Origin of the sequence: Ruthenibacterium intestinale, from assembly GCF_040096265.1 — a bacterium.
Taxonomy (GTDB): domain Bacteria; phylum Bacillota; class Clostridia; order Oscillospirales; family Ruminococcaceae; genus Ruthenibacterium; species Ruthenibacterium komagatae.
On sequence record NZ_JBBMFA010000013.1, the window covers coordinates 1 to 4,144 of the forward strand.

Annotated in this window: 7 protein-coding genes; all 7 read left to right on the forward strand. The window is 49.0% G+C overall.

The window, feature by feature from the left end; translation table 11 throughout:
• Positions 1 to 96: 96 nt before the first annotated feature.
• The 7 genes from WMO24_RS00145 to WMO24_RS00175 all read left to right on the forward strand — a co-directional run bounded on the left by WMO24_RS00145 (position 97) and on the right by WMO24_RS00175 (position 4,026).
• On the forward strand, positions 97 to 1,626 hold the full coding sequence (locus tag WMO24_RS00145) for a hypothetical protein (protein WP_349213987.1): 1,530 nt from the start codon (positions 97 to 99) through the stop codon (positions 1,624 to 1,626).
• 244 nt (positions 1,627 to 1,870) lie between these two features.
• Positions 1,871 to 2,152 carry a type II toxin-antitoxin system RelB/DinJ family antitoxin gene (locus WMO24_RS00150; protein ID WP_087295645.1) on the forward strand — a complete coding sequence of 94 codons (282 nt, stop codon included), beginning with the start codon at positions 1,871 to 1,873 and terminating at the stop codon, positions 2,150 to 2,152.
• Complete coding sequence (locus WMO24_RS00155) at positions 2,145 to 2,417, forward strand: type II toxin-antitoxin system YafQ family toxin (RefSeq protein WP_066859802.1); 273 nt, start codon at positions 2,145 to 2,147, stop codon at positions 2,415 to 2,417. The genes WMO24_RS00150 and WMO24_RS00155 overlap by 8 nt, the downstream gene beginning before the upstream one ends.
• An 18-nt stretch (positions 2,418 to 2,435) precedes the next feature.
• On the forward strand, positions 2,436 to 2,684 hold the full coding sequence (locus WMO24_RS00160) for a hypothetical protein (protein WP_087295647.1): 249 nt from the start codon (positions 2,436 to 2,438) through the stop codon (positions 2,682 to 2,684).
• Positions 2,681 to 3,172, forward strand: coding sequence for a hypothetical protein (locus WMO24_RS00165; RefSeq protein WP_087990358.1), 492 nt, complete (start codon positions 2,681 to 2,683; stop codon positions 3,170 to 3,172). Before WMO24_RS00160 ends, WMO24_RS00165 begins: the two co-directional genes overlap by 4 nt.
• 37 nt (positions 3,173 to 3,209) lie before the next feature.
• Positions 3,210 to 3,638, forward strand: coding sequence for a GNAT family N-acetyltransferase (locus tag WMO24_RS00170; protein ID WP_052776518.1), 429 nt, complete (start codon positions 3,210 to 3,212; stop codon positions 3,636 to 3,638).
• 28 nt (positions 3,639 to 3,666) lie between these two features.
• The gene (locus tag WMO24_RS00175; RefSeq protein ID WP_087990360.1) at positions 3,667 to 4,026 is read left to right on the forward strand and encodes an SdpI family protein; all 360 of its coding nucleotides are present in this window, start codon (positions 3,667 to 3,669) and stop codon (positions 4,024 to 4,026) included.
• Positions 4,027 to 4,144: the final 118 nt, after the last annotated feature.

The window sequence follows — 4,144 nt, forward strand, 5'->3', positions numbered from 1 at the left end:
GAGGTGACTTTCTCTTTAAGGCCCCGAAGGGGCCGCTCTTTGGCTCCCCCTTTTCCCCCTGTGGGTTTGCAGAATGTACGAAAAGAGGTGTAAGGAATGGCGGATCAGCAAGCAGCACTGGAACGGCTGCGGGAACTTTATAGGGAAAAGAACGAGTATTTAGGGAAGTTTTTGGAGCCGGTGGAGCCGTATGAGTTTTATCGTGAGATCTTCCCGAAAGGATCTTTCGAGAGGAAGGGTCATTTTGAGGACAGGAAGGGAAACGGGATCGCGGTGACGGTGCCGAAAGGTGAGGTTGACAAGGCTACTGGTATTGCCCTGCAGATTGAGGGGGACGGTAAAGCGAAACGCTGTACCATTACTGACGAGCTGGACGAGCTGCGGGAGCTGCAAGACACCGATTTCACGATTATGTCCCCTATCTCCTATTTTGGACGGCGGCGGTGCGGCAAAAATGCCCGGTATCTCTATGCCCTGGTCTTTGACCTGGACGGGGTGGGTATGCCACAGCTTCGGGACACGCTGCACCAGATGAACAAGGATATTCTGCCCCAGGCAACCTTTGTTGTAAACAGCGGGACGGGGCTTCACCTGTATTATGTGCTGAAAGAGCCGGTGCCTATGTACCCGCACAACCAAAAATGCTTGAAAGAGCTGAAATATGCCCTTACCCGGCAGATTTGGAATAAGTTTACCTCCACCATCAAGGAGCCGCAAATGCAGGGGATTTTGCAGGGTTTTCGGGTGGTCGGCTCCGGCTCGAAGTTGGGGCGTGAGTACCCTGTGAGGGCGTTCCGGCTCGGCGGGCCGGTGGAGCTGGCGCGGCTGCTTGATTATATCCCGGACAGTAACGGGGAGCAGCAGCGGCTTGAGGGGCTTATGAGAAAGAGCCGCCTGTCGCTGGCCGAGGCGAAGGAGAAGTATCCGGATTGGTATGAGCGGCGGATTGTCAAGAAGGAGCGGCGGGGCCGCTGGACAGTCAAGCGTGACCTTTACGACTGGTGGCTGCACCGGATCGCCGATGAAATCCGGGTGGGACATCGTTTCTATGGCATTATGACGCTGGCGATTTATGCGAAAAAATGCGGGATAGACGAGGACGAGCTGCGTCGGGACGCTTTCGCACTGCTCCGGCCCTACGATGATATGAGTGTGGAGGATATAAACCGCTTTACAAAAGATGATGTGGTGTGCGCCCTGGAGATGTTCAACGAGGACTATGTGACATTCCCCAGGGACGATATAGCGAAGCTCTCCGGCCTGACTATGCCTGTCAATAAGCGTAATTTTCAAAAACAAGCAGATCATCTTGAAATTGCAAGAGCCATTCGGGATATTAAAGCGAAACAGCAAGGGAAAAAGGATTGGAGGGAAGGAAATGGGCGGCCTAAAGACAGCGGGACGGCCCAGGCGCGGGTTTATGAATGGCGGCAGCAGCACCCGGAGGGGCGCAAGGCTGACTGTCACCGGGAAACTGGCCTTGATCCGAAAACCGTCCGTAAGTGGTGGGATTGCCCGCCGCCAGCGGTACGCTTTGAAAATGGGCATGTAACGGTGCGGGTGTCCCCTTCCCAGGAGTTGAGCGATTGGCTCCTGGACGCGCTGCACGATGGGGGCCAGGAATAAGGCCCAGAAAGGCCCCTGTTACGCTTTAGAAGCCGTTTTCAGCCCTCCGAGGGTAAATATACCGGCCCCCTCGCTACCGCGCCCGAAAAGCCGCATAAATCAAGGCTTTTTGCCCCCTAAATGCGTACATACCAGGGTGGAAGTTTAAGGGCCAGTGCTTGGGTAAACGACCAGGAATGCATATTGACATTGTGAATAAAAAATGATACAATGTATATAATAAGAGCGAAAGGAGTTGCTATCTATGGCGAATACAAATATTAACATCCGTATGGACGCAGATTTGAAGCGGCAGTTTGAGGCGTTCTGTGCTGATATGGGAATGACGATGACAACGGCGTTCAATGTTTTTGCTCGTAAGGCGGTGAGAGAGTATAGAATACCCTTTGAAATCAGCGGCGATGTGCCGAACGCAGAAACCGTCGAAGCAATCCAGGAAGTAAAGAGAATGAAGGCCGATCCGAGCCTCGGCAAGACCTATTCCAATGTCGATCAGATGATGGAGGAGCTGCTTGCCGATGTATAACATAAGACCAACCACAAAGTTTCAGAAGGATTTGAAGCGTGTGAAAAAGCGCGGCTTTGATATTTCTTTGCTGACCGATATTATTAAAAAGCTGGCTGCGGGGGAGCCGTTGCCGGAGAAGAACAGGGATCACCAGCTTTCCGGGGACTATGCGGGGTGTCGTGAGTGCCACATTACGCCGGATTGGTTGCTGATCTACGAAGTGGACGGGGACGAGCTGATTTTATATCTTACCCGGACGGGATCGCATAGCGACTTATTTTAGGGGAAGGAGGAAAGGTCTATGAGCTGGGATAAAGAGAGGATCGCGCAGATACAGCTTCCCGATCCGGCAGACGATGATCCGCACCCTCGTCTGCTCCTGGAAGGGCGCGGCATACACGCAGGAGAGGGATTTACAGCTTTGTTTCCAGATGGCTGGCACGAGATTACCCTTGAAGTAGCCTGGGAGCCGACAGGCCCTGCTTGCTGGTACATATCTACGCCTGGGTTTAAGGGTGTGTGTCCTGTGGGCCTGTTCGTGAAAGTATGAAAACGATCCGGCAGATAGCCGACGAGATAGGGGTATCAAAGACAGCGGTAAGTAAACAAATCGAAAACCTGGGTTTGCGATCAAGTTTGCGAAAAAACGGAAACCAGTTTGCGATTGATGAACACCAGGAAGCTTTGATAAAACAGGCTTTTTTTGAAAAAACGCAAACTGAAATCGAAAACCAATCGCAAACTAAAACGCAAACCGAAAACCGTGAAGTTGGCGATTTGGTTTGCGTTTTACAGGCCACCATCGACACACTGCAAGGGCAGCTTGAAGTGAAAGACCGGCAGATCGAGCAGCAGGCTCAGACCATTACTCGGCTCACTGATGCGCTGGCCGCTGCCCAGCAGACGGCGGCAGCGGCCCAGGCTCTTCACGCGGGGACGATCCAGCAGCAGCTTCTTACCGGGGAGGCCGGAGCGGATCAGCAGGACCAGGCGCCGGAGCAAAAACGGGGCTGGTTTAGCAAGTTGTTTCGAGGTTAAGAGAACTTGACAAATCGGAATTTGATGAGGTGTAATTATGGTAAGAATTGCAACAGTAAATGATGCAGAGCAATTAAACATCTTAAATGATGAATTTAATGGTGAGAGCGAAACAAGCATAGACAATATTAGAAATTCCCTTATGAATAATAAACAGGAAGTTGTTATCGTTGCTGATGAAGATGATATGTTAGTTGGATTTGTTTGTGTTCAGCTTAAAAAATCGTTCTGCTATGATGAATATATGCCTGAAATTACAGAAGTGTATGTTAAACCAGCATACAGAAAAAGAGGCTTAGCGAGTGAGATGATTACTTTTGCAGAGGCTTATTGTAGTAAGAATTATCCACTTCACCAATATGAACTTCTAACAGGACAAGAAAATCTTGTTGCACAAACTGTATATAATAAACTTGGATATGTAGATGATAATGAACTTCATTTATCAAAACGAGTTAAGAGATAGTCAAATCCTAATTTGAGGAGATGTTCTTATGTATGGATTACTTATATTGAATTTCGTAATACCGTTCGTGATGATTTTTGTGGGATATATCTTAAAGAAGCACCCTGTAAAAGATATGAACTCTGGCAACGGGTACAACACACCTTCCTCACGAAAGTCACAAGAGCATTGGGATTATGCACAAAGCATAGCGCCTAATATTTTTATTGGTATTGGCAAAACATTAGGTTTGGTAGAAATCGTTTTGTGTATATCCTTACTTTTTCTTAATATTTCCGCACAGTCTACCGTATTTGCAGGAGTAGCCGTTGGAATTATATTTCTGTTTTTTGGGTTTTACAAAACTGAAACAGGAATAAAAAACAAATTTTTGGATGATAAATTCTAACTTAGTATAAAAGCAGCAGCGAGCTACCGACTCTTGTAGCCCCCGGCAGGGCGCAAAGGCACTTTCATACTGCCAGCCCCAAAGGGGCGGTGGTGTGAAAGTGCTTTTGCGTTACTTT